This is a genomic window from Synechococcus sp. ATX 2A4, assembly GCF_024346375.1.
In the GTDB taxonomy this organism is placed as follows: Bacteria; Cyanobacteriota; Cyanobacteriia; order PCC-6307; family Cyanobiaceae; genus MW101C3.
Genome location: NZ_JAGQCV010000013.1, coordinates 64874 through 82875, shown reverse-complemented (window position 1 = coordinate 82875; position 18002 = coordinate 64874). Strand labels below are relative to the sequence as shown.

The following is an 18002-nucleotide window of genomic DNA, read 5'->3' as shown; positions in this document are numbered from 1 at the left end:
GGCTCCTGCATCACCTCCACTTCCATGAAGCTCGGTGCAGAAAGCCACAGCCCGGAGCCGTCAGCGTCAACAAGCCCGAACTCGCTGCAATCGGTGGACCGATTCTCTACGAGCAACAAACTCCTAGCTTTCGGATCATGCAACGTCAACCACGCCGTATCTCCATCACCATCAGCTATCAGGTGTACCAAACACTCCTGAACCGCTCGGAAGAGGAAGGCCGCTCCATGTCCAACCTCTGCGCCTTCCTGCTGGAGGAAGTGCTCCACCAACAGGCGCCTGCACCCAGCCAAGCGCCCTCCCCACAGCCGGTCAGCAGCGAAAGAAGCCAGCCTCAGTTCAGCCGCTACCTGCCTGATGGTGCGCTCACAACGAACGGCGCCTACTCCTGAGCTGGGCCGTTGGGCCGTTGCGGCGGCGAAGCCGTTGCAACGGAGGCAGACGACGGTGGCAGAGGGAGGCAGAACCCCTGAGATCAACCCTCAGGCCATCGCCTGCAGCTGTGGATGGGGAAGATCCAGGCAGTAGCCCATGCCATAGATCGTCTTGAGAAAGCGGGGCCGATGGGGCTCCGGTTCGATCTTGGTTCTGAGGTGGCGGATGTGGGTGCGGATGCACTCAATGTCGTCACCGGTGGGGTGGCCCCACACCTCCTTGAGAATCACCCCCCAAGACACCGCCTGGCCGTGGCGCTGCAGCAGGCAGTGCAGCAGTTCAAATTCCAGGCGGGTGAGGCGGATTGGCTGATCAAACCACTGCACTTCCAACTGCTCCGGGCAGAGCGTGAGCGGCCCGTAGGAAAGGATTTCGGGAGTGACCAGCGCCAGCGGGGTTTCCAGTTGGTGGCGCAGCAGCGCCCGGATGCGCACGAACACCTCCTCCACCTCGAACGGCTTGGTGACGTAGTCGTCGGCGCCGCAGTTGAAGGCCTTGATCTTGTCTTCCTTGCTGGCCAGCGCCGTGAGCACCATGACGGGCAGGCGGGCGGTGCGCTGATCACGCCGCAGGCGCTGGAGCACCGAGAGGCCGTCCAGCTTGGGCAGCAGCAGGTCAAGCACGATCAGATGGGGTTGGTGCTCCATGGCCATGGCCTGGCCGTGGTGGCCGTCATCGGCATGCAACACGCGCCAGCCCACCTGCTCCAGCAGGGGGGTGAGCACTTCGACCACCTGCGGCTCATGGTCGATGAGTTGGATCAGGGGCTGAACGCGCAACAGAAGGTAAGGACGATTGAACTGCCTCAATCCTGCTGACCTGCAACATCAAGTGAGTGGAATGTCTTGATAAAGAAATGATGAACCTCCTGATTTGCTTATGATTTCAATCAAGAATTCTTAGGGTTCTCAGAAACTCCTCAGCCTCGCGCCCCACTCAGGGTCTGGCACAGCCTCCCGGCTGTCCCCTGTCTTCGCCTGGGTTTTGGGTGGAAGCGTTCGGGTCGGTCTCGCCTTTGCTCGCCGGTTGAAGGCCCCTGAATCGATCGACGGATCAAGCCGCGTTGACAACTGGCCCACCAGAAGGACTTCGCCCGGCGCTCAGTTCGGCATCGTTACGAATTCCTCCGAAACGGTGGGGTGCAGCGCCATGGTGCGATCGAAATCGGCCTTGGTGGCCCCCATGCCGACTGCGATCGCTGCCATCTGAATGATCTCGGCGGCGTGCTCGCCCACCATGTGGCAGCCCACCACCTTGTCAGTGGCCACCTCCACCACCAGCTTCAGCAGGCAGCGGGGGCCGCTCTTGGGCAGGGCCTGGGCCATGGAGCGGAAGCGGGCCCGGTGAATGCGGATCGCGTCGGCGCCGAAGCGCTCGATCGCCGCCTCCTCGCTCAGCCCCACGGTGGAAAGCTCCGGCTGGCTGAACACAGCGCTGGCCACGAGGTCGTGGTTCACCTGGCGCGGTTTGCCGCCATACACGCTGTCGGCGAAAGCGCGCCCCTCATCCACCGCCACCGGGGTGAGGTTGATGCGGTCGGTGACGTCGCCCACGGCATAGATGTGGGGCACGTTGGTGCGTTGATCGGCATCCACAGGGATGCGGCCCCCTTCGCTGGTCACACCGGCGGCGGCCAGATGCAATGGCTCCAGCCGGGGCCTGCGGCCGGTGGCCAGCAGCACACCGCCGCAGGCGAGCTGCTCGCCGTCCTGGGTGGTCACCTGCAGATCGCCGGGGGTGCCGCTGATCGCGGCGGGGCTGTGGCTGAAACGGATATCGATGCCCTCTGCTTCCATGCCCTCGCGCACGGCGGCGGACAGTTCCAGGTCAAAACCGCGCAGCAGGTGATCGCCGCGCACCAACTGGGTGACGGCCACGCCGAGGCCCTTGAGGATGCAGGCGAATTCGCAGGCGATGAAGCCCGCACCCACGATCACCACGTGCTTGGGCAGCTCTTCGAGCAGGAACATGTCGTCGCTCACCCAGGCCAGCTCGGCGCCTGGCAGCAGTGGCCGCTGGGGCACACCACCGGCGGCGATCAGCACCCTCTCCGCCCGCAGGCGGCGGCTGGCGGTGCTGGCCGCTGCCTCACCTGCGGCGTCTTCGCTGGCCACCACATCCACGTGGTGCGAATCGGCAAACCGGCCCCAACCCCGCACCAGCTCCACGCCGGCTTTTTCAAGCAATCCGATGTGCAGGGCATTGAGCCGGTCGACCTCGGCGCGCACATTGGCCAGCAGCCGCGCCGGCTCACAGCGGGAGGCCTCCACGGTCCAGCCGAACGCCTCGGCGTCGTGAAGGAGATGGCGGTAGGCCGAGCCGTACACCAGCAGCTTCTTGGGCACGCAGCCGCGGATCACGCAGGTGCCGCCCACCCGATCGCCCTCCAGCACTGCCACCCGGGCGCCGTAGGAGGCCGCGCGCTTGGCTGCTGCCAGGCCGCCGGAACCGGCGCCGATCACCACCAGATCGAAGCTGTCTTCGGCGGGATGGGGAGATGCAGTCACGGCTGATCAGGGCACGATTTCCTTAATCATGCTGGGCCAGTGAGCGCACCAGCGCCGGCCAACCGCTCAGCCCGGCAGCTCATCGAGCTGGCAGGTCTGCAGGTCGCAGCCGCTCAGGTCGGCGCCACGCAGATCCGCCTGCCGCAGGTCGGCGCCGTAGAGGCACGCCCCCACGAAGCGGGCTCCTTGCAAGCGCACCCCCGAAAGGCGCGCAAAGCTGAGGTCGGCGTCGGTGAAATCGGCGCCGCTGAGGTCGGTGGGTTGATCCTGGCCCGGTCGGAAATCCGCCTCCACCAGCCGCGCTTCGCGCCACACGCTGCCGGCCGCCGCCACGCCGCGCAGGCAGCAGCGGTGCAGGGCGGCACGATTGAATTCCGCGCCCTGCATGCGGGCCCCGGACAGATCGGCCTCCTGCCAGGAGCTGCCGTGGGCCCTGAGCTGGCGCATGTCAGCGCCCCAGAGCAGGGCTTGCTGGAAGCAGGTCCCGGCCAGCTGACTGCCGCGCAGATCGGCGTGGCCGAGCCGGATCGCCCGGAACTGACCGCCCCGCAGATCACAACCCGCCAGCACGAGCTCCACCGCGTCGGCTTCCGGCAACGCCAGCCCCGGAAACGCCCGTTCGCCTGCCGCCAGGGAGGCGCGCAGGTCGCTGATGGTGGTGGGCAGCCGCGGGGCCATCAGAGGCTGGTGGAGAGAGCGTCGAGCTGTTGGCGCCGGGCGGCGAGCAGGAGGTCCTGGCAGGCGGCGATCAGCTGGAACACGTTGGAATCAATCACTTCGTAGAACACCAGGCTGCCTTCCGGCCGCCGCCGCACCACCCCGGCGATCATCAGCAGCTTGAGGTGTTTCGACACCAGCGCCTGGCTGAGACCGGTTCTCTCCACCACCGCTGTGACGTTGAGCGGGCCTTGGCGCAGGCACTGGAGCACAAGCAAGCGACTGGGTTCCGAGAAGACCTTGAAGTGTTCAGCCAGAGCTTCCATCATTCCTTCGCGCCCATCCACCGCCTTTGTGTCCAGACGCACACGTACGCGGTGAGCTTACCGCTCGCCGGGGCAACTCCCTGCCGCCGGGCTGGCAACCGCACAGGCGCAAAACAAAACTGATAGCACCAACTATCATAGAGAAATTGTGCCGAACTTGAACAGAGTGGTCGACAGCTTTGAGCAGCCGCCATCTGGAGCATCCGACTCTCCATTGAATGGCCATCAACAGCAAGCGCTGCAGCAATCACCAACAGCTGCCGATCACGATGAGTTGGCGGCGTTGCTGCTGTTAATCAGCGCTGGCATGTTTGCCTTCTTTGTGGTGTTGAACATATCGGCTTTGCTGCCGTTGCGAATACGCGAACCAGTTTGGGTGTTAACTGCAATCGGTTCAGTTTACGGCAGTATCTTTTACCCATTGCTGGCAGTAGGGATCATTATTCTGCTGGTGATTCTTCGGCCTGAGGATCCACGCCCCCGGCGCTGGCTTGCCCGCTGCCGCCGGCTGAGCATCGTGGTGATGCTGGGTTTCCTGCTATTGATTCCTCTGCAGATTTCAGGAATCGCCCGGCTGGCTGTTCTCCAGGATGTGCCTGCCACCCGCACACTCTCGACGATTACATCGGTGACCACCGAGGTGCGAGCCGCCACCACGGTTCCCCAGCTGGCGGCTGTGATCAGCAAGTTGCCGAATGCTCCCGAGCTCCCATCAAGCATCACCGCTGACACCTTCTCGCCTTTCAAAGAGCAATTGATTGGGGAGTTGGATCGCAACATCAAACGCCTTGAAGCAGAGCAGCGTGAGGCTCGGCAGCAGCGCTTTTTCAACGATGTCGGCACCGCTGTCAAGGGCACGGTCGTCTGTCTGCTGTTTTCCCTAGTGTTTGCGGGGCTGGCACAAAGCTCCCCCAGCAAGCCGTCGGTGCTGGGAGGGTTCCTGATGCAACGGGCCACCCGGCGGGAGCGCTCCGAGCAGCGGCGCCAGGAGTGGCTGGAAAGGCAGCAGCAACAGCGCCTCGACCGCGAGCAGGCCCTGGCGATGAAGAGTTTCCGCCAGATGGCCCAGGCCAACCGCAAGGCCACCGAACGGCAGGTCGAAAGCCAGCCCAAGCGCCAGGCGCCCCCTCCATTGCCAGGCGGCAAGCGCCGCTGGCTGCCTGGAGGCTGGGGCGCACCCAGCAACAAGGGTTTTGGCCCCACCTTTGATCGGGTTGATCCCTACATCAGCCAGCTCGCGGCGCTCAACGAAGCCGACGCCGCGGCGGATCCGGGTGAAGGGAAGGAGAATGGCAACGGAGCAGCAAGCCAGGATGCCGCAAACCAGCCGCCCAACCCTTAGCGCCTGCTCAACGTGCGCTGGGCCGGCGCTGGCTCAACAGGCGAGTGGCAACAGATTCTTGCTGGAGAGCTGCAATTCCTCTTTCAGGCACTGGCGCAGGTGCTGGGTAACCTGCTGCATCAGGGTCTTGAACGACGGTTGTTGTTCGGCGTAGGTGGCGCTGTAGGCGATGCCGATCACGTCTTCGTCGATTGGGGCCTGGTCAAGCAGGCAATAGGCATGGGGCTTGGGCAGTGCATGCACCTGCAGCTGGTTCACCACCCTGGCCACGGTGTGGTCGTGCTGCCGAGATTTGCGAATCGTGGCCGGGAGGATGCGGTAGCCCTCGGTTTCCAGGCGACGCACCAGCCGGGGATGGTGGAGTGTGGGGTCCAGCGCCAACCGGTCGAACCCGTTGCTGCCGATCGTTGCCGCCGCCAGACGCGGCGCCACCCGCCAGAGCGGAGTGCGAACCAACGCCTCCACGATCATCTGCTGGCCTTGGAATTGCACAATTTTGCGGCCCCGCTCCAGCTCCAGCTCATACAGGGAGCCGATGAAGGCATCGCACACCCGCTCGCCAAGCAACTGCAGGCTGCGGGAGATGTTGGCATGGCTGCGGGCCCAGCGCTCCAGCTTGAAGCCATGGGCCCCGAAGCGGATGAAGGGATCCACTTCAACCCGGCAAACCCCTTCGGCAGAGCGCATCTTCTGTGCTGTCGCACGCAGAGTGTCGAGCAGATCAAACAGATGACGGCTCTCCGCCTCAGCCAGCAACCCCTCCAAGCAACGATGGGCCCGGTTCAAGGTGGCCTGGGAGTATCTGCAATCAGCAGCGGCCCGGTTGCAACTTCCTGAGTAGGTGCACAGTTCGTAGAAGGGAAGCCACCGCATCACCATCCGGGTGTCTAGCCGTTCATCCATGCGGGCAGGCACTGAAGCAGAAGAACCTGCTACCACTCAACAGCTTCGAGAGGCGATTATCGTATTCTTGCTCAGAAGATGACCAACCTTTGGCGAGTATGCAGAAAATAGTTAATCCACACTATTTATTAAAGCCAATAGTCCCATTTTCAGCCAGCCCTGTCCTTTGTTGATTGGCAGCTGCATGGCGCGAATGGCTAGATGTCCCCGCAAGATGTCCCCGCAGCTGCCCCGGATGCTGGGTAGGAGCAAAAAACAACAATCACCCTGGTTTCAGGCGGCGAATCCCGCTCGCCTTGAAAGGCTCAGTCCATGGCTAATTGCCTTTCAGGTCTCCCGTCAGTGTGGCCGTGGCTACGGTCTGCCATGAAGTGAACATGCAACTGTGATAAATGATGCGGCCAGCTGTGCTATTTGTCGAACACCATGATCTGGCACTTGCTAAGCAGGCACGCTTTAAGTGTCTTGTGTGCTGGTCCTGTTGTCTGGCCTCGGCACTCGCCGGGACATGGGTGAACCATGGCCTGTTAGCCACCAAGTGCCTGCCTTCAGATGGTTGCCATGGGCTGGCTGCCTTCAGATGGTTGCCATGAGCTGGTTGCCATGAGCTGGTTGCCATTCCTTGCGGAAATCGGCCTGCTGGCGAGCCCCCGGCCCGGTGCGGCCTGCCTCTCCTGCCCTCTAGCGTGGGTTCTCGCCCCTCCCCCTGTCCCTTGCCGGACCTTCCCACCATTCCGTTGAGCTGGCCGGAGCTGGCAGCCTTGGCGCCTGAGCCCCCCGACCGGGTGCACGGTCCTTGCAATGCCCAGTCGCTGTTGCGCCTGTTCGGGCAACCGGAACGTGCCGTGCGCGTCACCCTGTTCCGTGACCATCACGCCTGGTGCCCTTACTGCCAGAAGGTGTGGCTGTGGCTGGAGGAACAACGGATCCCCTACCGGATCCGCAAGGTCACAATGTTCTGCTATGGCGAGAAGGAGGCCTGGTACGGCAGCCTGGTGCCCTCCGGCATGCTGCCCGCCGTTGACCTTGACGGCCGCGTCCACACCGAAAGTGACGACATCCTCGCGGCGCTGGAGCAGGCCTTCGGGCCCCTCGGCGATGGTCTGCAGGATGCGCGGGTGCTGCCCTTGCGCCAGCTGGAACGGGAGCTGTTTCGCGCCTGGTGCCTCTGGCTCTGCCGGCCGGGCCTGACCCCGCGCGCGGAAGAGCTCGCCGCCGCCGCCTTCGATCGGGTGGCTGCCCGGGTGGCTGGCGCCCTCGCTGCCACCACCGGCCCCTACTTTCTCGAACACTTCGGCACCGCCGATGTGGTGTTCACCCCCTACATCGAGCGTATGAGCGCCAGCCTTCACTACTACAAGGCCTACGGCCTTCGGCAGCGGCACACGGCAATCGCCGCCTGGTTCGAGGCCATGGAAACCCGCCCCACCTACCGCGGCACCCAGAGCGACTTCCACACCCACGCCCACGACCTGCCGCCCCAGATGGGAGGCTGCCACCCCAGCGGCACGCCCGCTCAGCAGGCAGCGGCCGAGCGTGTCGACCATGGGCCCTGGCCGCTCGGTGCGCCCGATCCCGAAACCTCCTGCCTTGAACCCTCCGGCGCAGCTGGAGAGGCATTGCAGCGGGTGTTGTGCCACCGTCACCACCTCACGGCCGTGAATCCAGCGCCGGTGGAAGCCTTTGATCTGGCGCTGCGCTGCGCGCTCACAGCCCTGGTGCAGGACGTCAGCTGCCCCCTGCCTGCCGACATCGATCCCCTCGCGGTCACCGGCCTGCTGTACCTGAGGGATCGCATCAGCGTGCCGCGCGACATGTCGTTGCATGCGGCACGCCGCCTGCGCCAGGCCCTCACCACCACCGCAAACGCTGCCACCGCAGCGATGGCGAGTGACCAGGCTCAAGCCATCCCCGCAGCGCCCGCCATTCCGCTGCGCCATCGCCGCGATCAGAATCCCGCCGCCTTTCACCGCCCCGCAGCGGCAGATGGTGAAGCGCGGCTGGTCGTCGGCCGGAGCCGTCCATGACCATGGCCCTGAGCTGGCCGGTTGCGGCTGCTCTGCCGATTGCTCTTGCCCTTCCCGACATCAGCACCGAGCAGCTGCAGTTGCTGCTGAGCCGCTGGGGCTACCTGGTGGTGTTCGCCGGCATGGTGCTGGAGAACGCCGGCCTGCCGCTGCCGGGCGAAACGCTCACCCTGCTGGGCGGCTATGCCGCCGGCAGCGGCCAGCTGCAGGTGGGCGGTGTGATCGGCGCGGCGATGGTGGGTGCGGTGATCGGCGACAACCTGGGCTATCTGGTGGGGCGCTGGGCCGGCTGGACGTTCGTGCTGCGGGTGGGCCGGCTGTTGGGCCAGCCCCCTGAGCAGATGGAAGATCTGAAGCGGCGCTTTCTGCGCCATGCCGATGCGTCGGTGCTGCTGGGACGGTTCGTAGCCGTGTTACGGGTGATCGCCGGCCCGCTGGCCGGGGCGGTGGGCATGCCCTACGGCCGGTTTTTGCTGTTCAACTTCGTCGGTGCCGCCCTCTGGTCCACCACGATGGTGACCCTGGCGTGGCTGGGCGGGCGCTGGATTCCCCTGGAGCGGATGCTGTCGAGTGTAGTGGGCTTCGGCCTTGGCGCTCTGGTGCTGATCGTGCTGATCCTGCTGCTGCCCCGCTGGCTGAGCAAGCTGGAATCCCCCCTGCTGGAAGCTCCCCTCTTTGAAGCCCCGCTGATTCAGCCGCCCACCAACGACACCCCCTGATGCTTCCCCCCACCCCCTGGCGAGGCAGCGCCCTCACAACCATCTTTGGCGAGCGCCCCGGCGCTTGCTCCGCCCGGCTCACTGCGTTCAAGGGCGCGATGGTGGCCTTGGCTCTGGTGCTTGCTCCTTCGCTGCCAGTGGCCGATCTCGAGCCCCCCGCGGCGGCGCTGGAGATCCGCGGCTCCACCTATTTCCGCAAGGGCCCCTTCCAGCTCAACATGATCACCTACTCCTCCAACGTGTCCCAACCGTGGCCGGAGTACTACGTGACGATCCCGATGCCGGAGCAGGCAGGGGCCAATCTCGGGGCGTTGGAGATTCAGCAGATCGGAGGCGCCGACTGGCAGTTCGGCTTTGATGCCAGCCGCACCCGCGCCTTTATCGGTAAGCCGCGTCGCGAAGGTCGGCAGGTGCCGGTGGAGGCCAGCTTCGATCAACAGCGGCGCCAATTTCTGATTCGTTTCCCCCAGCCACCCGTTCCAGGTGAAACCGTCACAGTGGCGCTGCGGCCGATCCGCAACCCCATTCAGGCCGACACCTATCTCTTTACGGTGAGGGCCTTTCCCGATGGGCCCCAGCCGGTGGCCACCCCGGTGGGGGTTGGCCGGGTGCGCATCTACGACCTCTACTGGGACTGATCCTCCGGGAGCAGCAGGTCTTCGCTGCTCTGATGCAGCTCGAAATCCTCGAAGCTGAAGCCGGGTGCCACACAGCAATGCACCAGGGTCCAGGGGCCGCTGCTGCGCGCCGCCTGCCACCAGCCGGCAGGAATCAGCTGGAAGGGGGCCTGCTCCGGCTGCGCTGGGCTGCGCGGACCGAGCACCAGCGCCTGCGGCGGCGCGAGGGCTGGGTCTTCCGCTCCGCGCCAGAGCAACAGCGGTGCACCGGCCAGGTGATGCCAGCTCTCCTCGGCGCCGTTCACCCGGTGCCAGCGGCTGGTCACCCCGGCCGGCAGCAGGAAATGAATCACGGTGAAGGCGGAGCGCAGGGCGCCGTCCTCGCGGCGCACCTGCAACGGCGAGCGATGGATCTCCCGGTAGAAGCCCCCTTCCGGGTGGGGCAGCAGGCCTAGCTCAGCGATCAGCTCGTTCATGGCGTCGACGGTGGTGCAGGGTCGGGGGAGCTTTCACCCACCCGATCGAGATCGGCCAGGCCGATCACCGCCTCGGGCTGGGCATACCACTTGAATTCAAGCCAGTTGCCTGAGGGGTCAATCAGAAAGAAGCTGCGGTGCTCCAGCAGCTCGCCGGGAAAGCGGGTTTTGGCGTCCACCCCGAACCGCAGTTGCTGCTGACGCGCCCGCTGCTCAAGGGCCTCGAAGGCGCTGGCTTCGGCAAACACCAGCCCGAAGTGGCGCGGGTAGATGCCCCGCTGTAGGGGTTGGAGGGCCTGAGCGCCGCAGTCCAGCACTGGATCCGGCCCCTGATCCGGCCCCTGATCCGGCACCAGATGGGCCACCAGCTGATGGCCGCCGAGGCCAAGCACCAGGGCCGTGGCGCTGCGGCGACCGCGCCGGCAGCCGAGGCCATCCACGTACCAGCTCTCGGTGGCCGCAAGATCGAACACCGGAAACGACAGATGAAATGGCGCCTGTGACGTCATCGCCGACTGGGGCGCACGACCGCCGAACGGGACTGGATCCCTGCGCTCAGAGCCGGCGGCGGAAGCCGTCGCTGAAGCCCGCATTGGTGGCACGTTCGTCGTCGCTGGAGCGGCGCAATTGCCACACGTTGCGGCCGACGCGCTCGGCCACGACGCCGGCCCGCCGCACCCGGGGGGCACCGGGCCGGGCACCCAGCAGCAGGCCCACCTCATGGGTGGAGAGCGGGGCCCCGGTGCTGATTGCCAGGGCGATCGCTTCGAGGCGCCCCTTGATGGATTGAAGTTGCACCGGGCTTTCCAGATCAAAGCCATCGCTGGGGGGCACCGGCAGGCCCATGGCCCCGCCGCCCATGCCGCGCATCAGGCCCAGCCCCACCACCGCCAGCGCCTGTTCCGGCTTGACCCCCTGGTCGATCGCGCCCGCGATCCAGCTGGCGAACGAACCGTCACCGTTCTGCTCGCGGGGGATCGGTGTGGTGGAGCCGGTGGTGGCTGCCGAAGAACTGGTGCGCTTGGTGGTCATGACCGGAGAGAGACACACGTGGCCGGAAATTACCGGTTCCAGTGCGTCTCAGCCAGTGGGTGGCACCCCTGAAGCCATCGCCGCGATCAGCCGGATCGGGAGACAACCGGGCGGCAGGCGCGGGATTGCCCAATTCCCGGCCGCCCAGCTCGTGAACCTGGCCCGCGTGCGCGCCGCGCCGAAGCCGCCACTCAGCCCAGCTGCGTGAGGGCCAAACGGTAGGATCCGCACCAATTGAACGCCCCACGCTCAGGGGAATCGGCCTGCGGTGCACAGGCCCGGCGGAGGCAAAGCCAGCCGATTGCACCCGTCCGCCGATCGATCCCACTGCCAGCGAACGTGTCCTTCAGCCCCGGCGATTCCAGAGCGCAGCCCGCCCGCCGGTCCAGCCTCACGCGTCTCACCGGCAGCCATAGCCCCTCGATTCAGCTGGGCGCCGAGATCGAGCTCAGGGCTTACGTGTTTCTCGATTCGCTCCAGCCCCAGCTGGCGGCCTACATGGGCACCGTTTCGCAGGGGTTTCTGCCGATTCCCGGCGATGCCTGCCTCTGGCTGGAGGTGGCGCCGGGCATGGCGGTGCACCGCCTCACCGACATCGCCTTGAAGGCCAGCACGGTGCGGCTGGGCCAGAAGGTGGTGGAGCGAGCCTTCGGTTCACTGGCGCTTTATCACCGCGATCAGAGCAGCGTGCTGCTGTCCGGCCAGGCCGTGGTGGATGCCATGGGCACCACGGTGGAGCGACGCGGGCGTTGCGAAGTCACATGGTCGGAGATCATCCGCGCCATCACCCCTGACCATGCGGTGCTGATCAACCGCCAGAACCGCCGTGGATCCATGATCCAATCCGGCATGAGCATGTTCATCCTCGAAACTGAACCCGCCGGTTATGTGCTGATCGCCGCCAATGAGGCGGAGAAGTCGTCGAATATCACCGTGGTGGATGTGAAGGCCGTGGGGGCCTACGGCCGCCTCACCCTGGCCGGCCGCGAGGGCGATATCGATGAGGCCTCAGCTGCAGCGATGCGCGCCATCGAGATCATCAACCGGTAGCTGGATGGCTTGAGGCTGCTTGGGGCAAGCGCTTGAGGCTGCTTGGGGCATGGGCGGCAAGAGGCTCCCAGGCCTGGGAGCCACCGGAACTCAGACGCCAAGCAAGCGCCGTAGCTCCGGCGCCAGCTGGCGTGCGGCTTTGGCGCGGCTGCCGAGCTTTTCGAGCTGGTGCGCGCCCATTTCGGCCAGCGTGCAGCCGGCCTCCCGCACATGCAGCAGGGTGTTGTAGCCGTAGCCGGGGGCCTGCACCGGCCGGGTGAGGATCTCGCCGCGGCAGATGCCCTCGGCTTCCAGCACGGTGCGGCCGCTGGGGTTCGCCAGCGCCAGGGCCGACACGATGGCAGCGCTGCGGTAAGGGGTGTCGCCCAGCTCCTGCAGCAGCCTGCTGATCCGCTCGGCGTCGGTGGGGGCATAGCGGGCCGAATAGATGCCCGGCGCTCCGCCGAGGGCATCGACGCACAGGCCGGAATCATCAGCCAGGGTCCAGCGGCCGGTGAGGGCGGCCACGGTTTCAGCTTTGAGCCGGGCGTTCTCCGCGAAGGTGGCCCCGGTTTCCTCGATGTCGAGGCCCTTGGGCTGGGGCAGCACCTGCAGGCGGGCCGCCGCCAGCATCGCCGCCAGCTCGCCAATCTTGTGCCGGTTGCCGCTGGCGATCACCAGCACCGGCCCCTCCAACGTTGCGGCGCGGCTCACCGGCTGGCGGGAGCCGGAGCACGCTTCTGGCGCGGCAGGGGGCCGTCGCGGTCGGAGCGGAAGATCAGCTCCAGGCCGGCGGCATGCAACGGCAGCAGATCGATCAGGGTTTGCAGGGTCTGGCGGGTGAGCGGAGCGCCTTTGGTCATGGCTTCGCCGCTCATCAGCACCACATCGAGCTCGGGGCCATCGGCCTGGGGTTGCACATCGGCGAACAACTGCACCGCCAACCCCTGGGGCGGAATCCGCAGCAGGCCGCTCAGATGCACCGGCCCCTGCTGATCGATTTCGGTGCCCAGCTGAACGAGTGCCGGCAGCAGAACAGGAATCAGATCCTGTTCGGCCGCCGGCCCGCGGGGCTTGAGAACCATGATCAATCGAGCCATGGGCGTCAGCGAATTTCCGCATCCTGGCTCAGCGTCCGCCCAAAGCGTCGCCGCCATACGCGAGACGCAACGCGAGCCAGGTGGTGGCTTCAGCGGTGCTCGATCAACTCCGCTGCGGTGTAGCGGATCTTCGCCAGGCTGGCGTACTTGTCGTCGGCGGAGCGGTAGCCGGCGACGCACACCACCGCGCTGCGATACGGCGAGGAGTCAAGCCCCAGCAGCCGGTCGTAGTCGGGGGGAGAGAAGCCCTCGATCGGGCAGGTGTCGATGCCGAGCAGGGCCGCCGCGGTCATGAAGGTGCCTAGGGCGATGTACAGCTGGTTGGTGGACCACTGGTCGATCAGGGCGCTGCGGGGACCATCCAGCAGATCTTTCTGCATCATCGAGCGGTAGAACGCCAGCTGCTCGATCGGTTGCTCGCGGATCGTGCTTGTGGCCTCGATCAGGCGATCGAGATCGGCGCCGTCGATCGTGCGTTTGGCCAGGAACACCACCAGATGGGAGGCGTCGGTGATCTGCGCTTGGTTCCAGGAGAAGGGGCGCAGCTCACTGCGCAGGGCCGGATCCTCGATCACCAGGAACTTCCACGGCTGCAGGCCGTAGGACGAGGGGCTCAGCACCAGGGATTGCTCGAGGCTGCTCCAGAGCGCAGCGGGAATGGTGCGCGCGGCGTCGAACGCCTTGGTGGCGTAGCGCCATTGCAGAGCCTCCACCAACGTGTTCGGGTCGGTGGCGGGGGTGGGGGGCATGGGGCGCGAGAGCGTGCTGAGGGGATTCTGACCTCAGGGGGCTGGTTTGGCCTGTCGTGATCGATAGGCTGGGCCGATGCAGCGGCCGTTGGGCTCCGATGGAGATGCGCCGGGGCAGCGGCGCCAGTGGGCGCTCAACCGCGCCAACTTCGATGGCCACTGGCAAGGGCCCACCCGCTGGTATCTCCGCGGGCCCGGCGGCTTCGATTTCCAGCGGCCTTCGCTGGAGATTCCGCAGAGCACCTACGCCATTTCGTTCAGCGATGCCGACCACGGCACCTGGCACGGCACCGGCCTGCGCTTCGCCCCCGGCAACGAGCGGATCCTGCCGCTCAGCCGCAGCACCTACAACAGCGGGGGCAGTTGCTGGCAGTTTCCCGGGGCGGGGGGCCAGTCGAGCCTGACGATGACCAGCGAGGCGCCGCGCTGCGGCCACGAAGTGAACCTGTTCAGCGGCCGCTCCCGCTCCATGCTGATCGCCCTCTATGCGCCGCTGGGTGATGGTGCCGTGCAGCTTGAATCGGTTGCCGCCACACCGTTTCGCTGCCAGCGGGGCGAGATCGATCCGCCCCGCGCCCCGCTCGCCTCCGCCGCCGAGTTGCTGGAGCGGGTGGCCGGTTGGCCGGGGGAGCGGCAGGTGCTGGAACCGGGCCTCTGGCCGGAGGCCTGCCCTGCCGCGGAGCCGATCGCCGGCTTCGAGCCGGTGGCGTTCGCCCTCCATGACCACACCACCGCCTTCGACGACAACCTGGTGTGCTCGCTGCCCGATCGCCTGCCTGCCGGAGCCTTTCAGCTGCAGTTCGGCTGCCTGCTGCAGGCCGACCACTTCGCGCAGGTCTGCCTCAGTTTTGACGCCAACCATCGCCTCAGCCGCTGGGAGTTGCGACGGCACCGGCCAGCCCCAGCGCCGCGAACCTCGGGGTGAGCCGCGTGGCCGCAGATCGGTGCGAGGTTGGGGCAGCAGGCAGGTGGCGAAAACCGTCCGCTCCCACCCCTTATCCGAAGTGACTATGACTTAACCTGACCGTGACGACGCCGCCAGGCGTTGCAGCGATCCGTACGTACCGCATTCCTTCCCATGGCTGTCATCGACCGTGTTCCCAGCGTGATCTTCAAGACTCGCGTGCGCGACGAATCCGTGGAGGGCCCCAACCCCTTCCGCTGGCAGGACCTGAGCACCGACGAGCTGTTCAAGGGCAAGAAAGTGGTGGTGTTCTCCCTGCCCGGAGCCTTCACCCCCACCTGCTCGTCCAACCACCTGCCCCGCTACGAGGAGCTCTCCGCCGAGTTCGAGGCGCTGGGCGTCGATCAGATCGTCTGCGTCTCCGTGAACGACGCCTTTGTGATGTACCAGTGGGGCAAGCAGGTGGGCGCCGACAAGGTGTTCCTGCTGCCTGATGGCAACGGCGAATTCACCCGCAAGATGGGCATGCTCGTGGAGAAGAGCAACCTGGGCTTCGGTCTGCGCTCCTGGCGTTATTCGATGCTCGTCAACGACGGCACGATCGAAAAGCTGTTCGTGGAACCCGGCTTCGACGACAACTGCCCCAGCGACCCCTTTGAAGTGTCCGACGCCGACACCATGCTCGCCTACCTCAAGGGCACCCAGTCGCCTGGCGTTTCGGCACCGGTGCGCGCCTTCGTGGGCTGATCGCCGATCCACTGCGCCGATCCCCTGAGCTGAACCTCAGGGATCACGCGTTCACCTTGCCCAGCGGTGTTGCCGCTGGGTTTTTTGTTTGTTCGAACGGTGATCCACGAAATGGTCTGCGCAGCTTCCGAGCCTTCGCTCACACCTGGGCCATGGCATCCTTGCCGCCAAATCAACGTCAACGACTGGTTTCCGGCCAGCTGCCGTGGGGTGATCAATGATCCGCTCGCAAGGCCCGACAACGTGATGGAATGCAAAGTACCCGTAGGCCCCCCGCGGCACAGGCCCTCCGAACCCTTCACCGATCTGGTGAGGTCCGTTCTGTGTTCGCTAACACCCGCTGAGCCGACCCATGTGTGAGCTGCTGGCCCTGAACGCCAATACCCCCACCGATATGGGCTTTTCCTTCCGGGGCCTGCGCCGGCGCGGGGGGGTCACCGGCGAGCACGCCGACGGCTGGGGTCTGGCCAGCTTCACCCCCGATGGCCATGGCCTCACCCTGTTGCGGGAGGACGCCCCTGCGGCCTTCTCCGCCCTGGCGGATCAGCTGGCGGAGCGCTCCCCCAAAGCACTGGTGAGCATCGCCCACATTCGTAAGGCCACCCGCGGCGTGGTGACCCTCGACAACTGCCATCCCTTCTCCCGTTCCTGGCAGGGTCAGCGCTGGGTGTTCGCCCACAACGGTGATCTGCAGGGGGAGATCCCTCTGGGAGAGCAGCACCGCCCCTGCGGCAGCACCGACAGCGAAGCGGCCTTCTGCTGGATCCTGCAGCAGCTCGACGCGGCCTGTCCCGATCCTGAACACCCCGAAACCCTCTTCGCCCTGTTGCACCGCTGCACCGCCGTGCTGGCGCAACGCGGCACCTTCAATGTGTTGATCAGCAATGGTCGCTGGCTGTTTGCCAGCGCCACCACCCGGCTGCATTGGCTCACCCGCCGGGCGCCGTTCGGCATGGCCACCCTGGCGGATGTGCCGCTGCAGGTGGATTTTTCCTCCGTCACCACCGCCAACGATGTGGTGACGATCCTGAGCACCGAGCCGCTCACCACCGATGAGCATTGGCAGCCATTCGCGCAGGGCGAATCGATGCTGCTGATCGATGGGGAAATCCGGCGTCGGCGGCAGCCCGGCAGAAAAGAGCTGATGAGCCTGCAGATGTAGGCGGGTGGCGGAAAGCCTTGCTGCGTGAGCAAACGGACAAGCCATCAGCTGTGAGCCTGTGGCAGCGCCATCAGCTGTGAGTCTGGAGCTCAGGTTTCAGATGTAAAACATCGGTTGGGGCTGGAGACGTTTGTTTGGCTCGGCCAGCAGATCGGCCAAGGTGGTGCTGGAGAGGAGCGACGCGCGCGCTTCATCCAGCTTCTGATCCAGTGCCTTGAGCACCTGAAATTCCGGATCTTCCCGGTCGCCTTGGCGCTCGTTGCTGGGTTCACCTTCCAGGCAGATCTCCACAGCGGCGATGGTGATCTCTTCCGGCGTCCGGGCCAGCTGGAAACCACCCCGCGGCCCGCGGATGCTGGTGAGAAACCCTCCTTAGCGCAGGGCCGTCAGCATCTGCTCGAGGTAGCGCAGCGGTATGCCGTGCCGGCGACAGATGTCGCCGGTTTAAAGCAACGCGCCGGTGCCATGGGCATCGGCCAGATCGATCAGGGCGATCAGGGCGTACTCCGTTTTCGCGCTGAACGCCATCTTGCTGAGTCCAGAAGGTCCACTGTGCCAGCCAAAGGCCGCTTCACCGGTAGGAAAGCCTGCAGGGCCGTGGTTGGCCAGCGGCTCAGAAGCAGAACGGCAGGAACTGGGTGCGGCAGGCGGCGTAGCCGTCGACCAGCGGGCCGAGGCCGATCTGGTGGGCGATGCCGGCGCCGGTGAGCGCTTCGGTGAGGATGCCGATCACGATGCCGAGCATGGCGGCGCGGCCGTTGAAACGCTCAGCGCGCTGGAGCTGCTCCATGTGCAGTTGCTGCTCATCGCGCTCAGGGGCATAGCTGGCGTTGATGGGGGTGTTGGTCATGGCTGGGGTGGCGACAGGAAGGAGGTGAAGGGATTGAAAAGCAGGTTCAGTCGGAGATCGGAGCGGGTTGGAGCAGAGCTCCTACCAACCAGGCACCGAAGAGAAGGAGCGTGAGGGTGGCGATCATTGGCGTTTCGAGGAGAGGTCGCTGGGGCGGGTGAGCATGAAGATCACCATGCCGGTGAGCACCACCACGAGGGCGAAGACAGCGGCAATGGCGGTGGTGTAGTCGGTGCCCATGGCGCTCAGGAGAGGCCGAGTTGGGAAAGAATGCCCTGACCGGTCAGCAGCTCCGTGCCGAGCCCGATCACGAAGCCGAGCATGGCCAGGCGGCCATTCCAGGTTTCGGCGAAGGCGACGAAACCGAAGCGGGAGGTGTCAGCCATGGGGTGTTGCGGAATGTTTCAAAGACTGTAACAG

Annotated in this window: 22 protein-coding genes and 1 pseudogene; 9 read left to right on the top strand and 14 right to left on the bottom strand. The window is 65.7% G+C overall.

From position 1 onward, the window contains the following. Positions 1–392: ribbon-helix-helix domain-containing protein (locus KBY97_RS12475; RefSeq protein WP_255147400.1), on the top strand; the 392-nt coding region annotated here is incomplete at its 5' end. Positions 393–482: 90 nt separating this feature from the next. On the opposite strand, the gene KBY97_RS12470 is transcribed toward KBY97_RS12475, so the two are convergent. The 4 genes from KBY97_RS12470 to KBY97_RS12455 all read right to left on the bottom strand — a co-directional run bounded on the left by KBY97_RS12470 (position 483) and on the right by KBY97_RS12455 (position 3967). Then, a complete protein-coding gene (locus KBY97_RS12470; RefSeq protein WP_255147399.1) occupies positions 483–1214 on the bottom strand; it encodes a response regulator transcription factor in 732 nt (243 codons plus the stop codon). 321 nt (positions 1215–1535) lie between these two features. Continuing rightward, on the bottom strand, positions 1536–2942 hold the full coding sequence (gene gorA / locus KBY97_RS12465; protein ID WP_255147397.1) for a glutathione-disulfide reductase: 1407 nt from the start codon (positions 2940–2942) through the stop codon (positions 1536–1538). A 66-nt stretch (positions 2943–3008) separates the two neighbouring features. Continuing rightward, positions 3009–3620 carry a pentapeptide repeat-containing protein gene (locus tag KBY97_RS12460; protein WP_255147395.1) on the bottom strand — a complete coding sequence of 204 codons (612 nt, stop codon included), beginning with the start codon at positions 3618–3620 and terminating at the stop codon, positions 3009–3011. Next, complete coding sequence (locus KBY97_RS12455) at positions 3620–3967, bottom strand: helix-turn-helix transcriptional regulator (RefSeq protein WP_255147393.1); 348 nt, start codon at positions 3965–3967, stop codon at positions 3620–3622. The genes KBY97_RS12460 and KBY97_RS12455 overlap by 1 nt, the downstream gene beginning before the upstream one ends. A 409-nt stretch (positions 3968–4376) precedes the next feature. Between KBY97_RS12455 and KBY97_RS12450 the strand changes: the two genes are divergently transcribed. Further along, on the top strand, positions 4377–5267 hold the full coding sequence (locus KBY97_RS12450) for a hypothetical protein (RefSeq protein WP_255147391.1): 891 nt from the start codon (positions 4377–4379) through the stop codon (positions 5265–5267). 33 nt (positions 5268–5300) lie between these two features. Here KBY97_RS12450 and KBY97_RS12445 read toward each other — a convergent pair whose 3' ends face one another. Continuing rightward, positions 5301–6053: a hypothetical protein gene (locus KBY97_RS12445; RefSeq protein WP_255147390.1), complete on the bottom strand. Its 753-nt coding sequence runs from the start codon at positions 6051–6053 to the stop codon at positions 5301–5303. Positions 6054–6883: 830 nt separating this feature from the next. Here KBY97_RS12445 and KBY97_RS12440 point away from each other — a divergent pair. From KBY97_RS12440 to KBY97_RS12430, 3 genes are read left to right on the top strand one after another with little or no spacing between them, the layout of a single operon-like run. Then, positions 6884–8197, top strand: a complete 1314-nt coding sequence (locus KBY97_RS12440; protein ID WP_261356562.1) for a glutathione S-transferase — start codon at positions 6884–6886, stop codon at positions 8195–8197. Then, a complete protein-coding gene (locus tag KBY97_RS12435) occupies positions 8194–8916 on the top strand; it encodes a DedA family protein (protein WP_255147389.1) in 723 nt (240 codons plus the stop codon). Before KBY97_RS12440 ends, KBY97_RS12435 begins: the two co-directional genes overlap by 4 nt. Further along, a complete protein-coding gene (locus tag KBY97_RS12430; protein ID WP_255147388.1) occupies positions 8916–9554 on the top strand; it encodes a DUF2808 domain-containing protein in 639 nt (212 codons plus the stop codon). The genes KBY97_RS12435 and KBY97_RS12430 overlap by 1 nt, the downstream gene beginning before the upstream one ends. Here KBY97_RS12430 and KBY97_RS12425 read toward each other — a convergent pair. Genes KBY97_RS12425 through KBY97_RS12415 form a run of 3 tightly spaced genes read right to left on the bottom strand, consistent with a single transcriptional unit; the run spans position 9542 to position 11041 of the window. Then, entirely contained in the window at positions 9542–10009 is a 468-nt protein-coding gene (locus KBY97_RS12425) for a cupin domain-containing protein (RefSeq protein ID WP_255147386.1), read from the bottom strand. The two genes, KBY97_RS12430 and KBY97_RS12425, sit on opposite strands and share 13 nt — an antisense overlap. After that, positions 10006–10518, bottom strand: a complete 513-nt coding sequence (locus KBY97_RS12420) for a VOC family protein (RefSeq protein WP_255147385.1) — start codon at positions 10516–10518, stop codon at positions 10006–10008. Before KBY97_RS12420 ends, KBY97_RS12425 begins: the two co-directional genes overlap by 4 nt. Before the next feature lie 46 nt (positions 10519–10564). Continuing rightward, on the bottom strand, positions 10565–11041 hold the full coding sequence (locus tag KBY97_RS12415) for a hypothetical protein (RefSeq protein WP_255147384.1): 477 nt from the start codon (positions 11039–11041) through the stop codon (positions 10565–10567). A 339-nt stretch (positions 11042–11380) separates the two neighbouring features. Here KBY97_RS12415 and KBY97_RS12410 point away from each other — a divergent pair, with 339 nt between their 5' ends. Beyond that, the gene (locus KBY97_RS12410; protein WP_255147382.1) at positions 11381–12091 is read left to right on the top strand and encodes a BMC domain-containing protein; all 711 of its coding nucleotides are present in this window, start codon (positions 11381–11383) and stop codon (positions 12089–12091) included. Positions 12092–12181: 90 nt separating this feature from the next. Here KBY97_RS12410 and rdgB read toward each other — a convergent pair whose 3' ends face one another. The 3 genes from rdgB to KBY97_RS12395 form a co-directional block, all read right to left on the bottom strand. Beyond that, on the bottom strand, positions 12182–12784 hold the full coding sequence (rdgB, locus tag KBY97_RS12405; protein WP_255147380.1) for an RdgB/HAM1 family non-canonical purine NTP pyrophosphatase: 603 nt from the start codon (positions 12782–12784) through the stop codon (positions 12182–12184). Beyond that, positions 12781–13155 (bottom strand): hypothetical protein, encoded by a 375-nt coding sequence (locus tag KBY97_RS12400; protein ID WP_255147379.1) that lies wholly within the window; start codon positions 13153–13155, stop codon positions 12781–12783. The genes rdgB and KBY97_RS12400 overlap by 4 nt, the downstream gene beginning before the upstream one ends. Positions 13156–13259: 104 nt before the next feature. After that, positions 13260–13919 (bottom strand): NAD(P)H-dependent oxidoreductase, encoded by a 660-nt coding sequence (locus KBY97_RS12395; RefSeq protein WP_255147377.1) that lies wholly within the window; start codon positions 13917–13919, stop codon positions 13260–13262. A gap of 76 nt (positions 13920–13995) precedes the next feature. Between KBY97_RS12395 and KBY97_RS12390 the strand changes: the two genes are divergently transcribed. From KBY97_RS12390 to KBY97_RS12380, 3 genes are all read left to right on the top strand, one after another. Then, the gene (locus KBY97_RS12390; RefSeq protein WP_255147375.1) at positions 13996–14844 is read left to right on the top strand and encodes a hypothetical protein; all 849 of its coding nucleotides are present in this window, start codon (positions 13996–13998) and stop codon (positions 14842–14844) included. A gap of 153 nt (positions 14845–14997) precedes the next feature. After that, positions 14998–15570: a peroxiredoxin gene (locus KBY97_RS12385; protein WP_255147373.1), complete on the top strand. Its 573-nt coding sequence runs from the start codon at positions 14998–15000 to the stop codon at positions 15568–15570. Positions 15571–15922: 352 nt separating this feature from the next. Continuing rightward, the gene (locus KBY97_RS12380) at positions 15923–16732 is read left to right on the top strand and encodes a class II glutamine amidotransferase (RefSeq protein WP_255147372.1); all 810 of its coding nucleotides are present in this window, start codon (positions 15923–15925) and stop codon (positions 16730–16732) included. A gap of 96 nt (positions 16733–16828) precedes the next feature. On the opposite strand, the pseudogene KBY97_RS12375 reads toward KBY97_RS12380, so the two are convergent. The 3 genes and pseudogenes from KBY97_RS12375 to KBY97_RS12365 form a co-directional block, all read right to left on the bottom strand. After that, positions 16829–17089, bottom strand: a pseudogene (locus tag KBY97_RS12375) (Rrf2 family transcriptional regulator); the annotation flags it as partial. Between the two features lie 256 nt (positions 17090–17345). Next, the gene (locus tag KBY97_RS12370) at positions 17346–17582 is read right to left on the bottom strand and encodes a chlorophyll a/b-binding protein (protein ID WP_255147371.1); all 237 of its coding nucleotides are present in this window, start codon (positions 17580–17582) and stop codon (positions 17346–17348) included. Between the two features lie 245 nt (positions 17583–17827). Next, positions 17828–17968, bottom strand: coding sequence for a chlorophyll a/b-binding protein (locus KBY97_RS12365; protein ID WP_255147369.1), 141 nt, complete (start codon positions 17966–17968; stop codon positions 17828–17830). Between the last annotated feature and the right edge of the window lie 34 nt (positions 17969–18002).

What these genes read in the sequence shown, in the direction of transcription:
- KBY97_RS12425 (WP_255147386.1), bottom strand. Translation starts at nt 10,009, where the DNA reads ATGAACGAGCTGATCGCTGAGCTAGGCCTGCTGCCCCACCCGGAAGGG.
- KBY97_RS12395 (WP_255147377.1), bottom strand. Translation starts at nt 13,919, where the DNA reads ATGCCCCCCACCCCCGCCACCGACCCGAACACGTTGGTGGAGGCTCTG.
- KBY97_RS12385 (WP_255147373.1), top strand. Translation starts at nt 14,998, where the DNA reads ATGGCTGTCATCGACCGTGTTCCCAGCGTGATCTTCAAGACTCGCGTG.
- KBY97_RS12420 (WP_255147385.1), bottom strand. Translation starts at nt 10,518, where the DNA reads ATGACGTCACAGGCGCCATTTCATCTGTCGTTTCCGGTGTTCGATCTT.
- KBY97_RS12435 (WP_255147389.1), top strand. Translation starts at nt 8,194, where the DNA reads ATGACCATGGCCCTGAGCTGGCCGGTTGCGGCTGCTCTGCCGATTGCT.
- KBY97_RS12415 (WP_255147384.1), bottom strand. Translation starts at nt 11,041, where the DNA reads ATGACCACCAAGCGCACCAGTTCTTCGGCAGCCACCACCGGCTCCACC.
- KBY97_RS12390 (WP_255147375.1), top strand. Translation starts at nt 13,996, where the DNA reads ATGCAGCGGCCGTTGGGCTCCGATGGAGATGCGCCGGGGCAGCGGCGC.
- KBY97_RS12365 (WP_255147369.1), bottom strand. Translation starts at nt 17,968, where the DNA reads ATGGCTGACACCTCCCGCTTCGGTTTCGTCGCCTTCGCCGAAACCTGG.
- KBY97_RS12460 (WP_255147395.1), bottom strand. Translation starts at nt 3,620, where the DNA reads ATGGCCCCGCGGCTGCCCACCACCATCAGCGACCTGCGCGCCTCCCTG.
- KBY97_RS12380 (WP_255147372.1), top strand. Translation starts at nt 15,923, where the DNA reads ATGTGTGAGCTGCTGGCCCTGAACGCCAATACCCCCACCGATATGGGC.
- KBY97_RS12430 (WP_255147388.1), top strand. Translation starts at nt 8,916, where the DNA reads ATGCTTCCCCCCACCCCCTGGCGAGGCAGCGCCCTCACAACCATCTTT.
- KBY97_RS12370 (WP_255147371.1), bottom strand. Translation starts at nt 17,582, where the DNA reads ATGACCAACACCCCCATCAACGCCAGCTATGCCCCTGAGCGCGATGAG.
- KBY97_RS12400 (WP_255147379.1), bottom strand. Translation starts at nt 13,155, where the DNA reads ATGGTTCTCAAGCCCCGCGGGCCGGCGGCCGAACAGGATCTGATTCCT.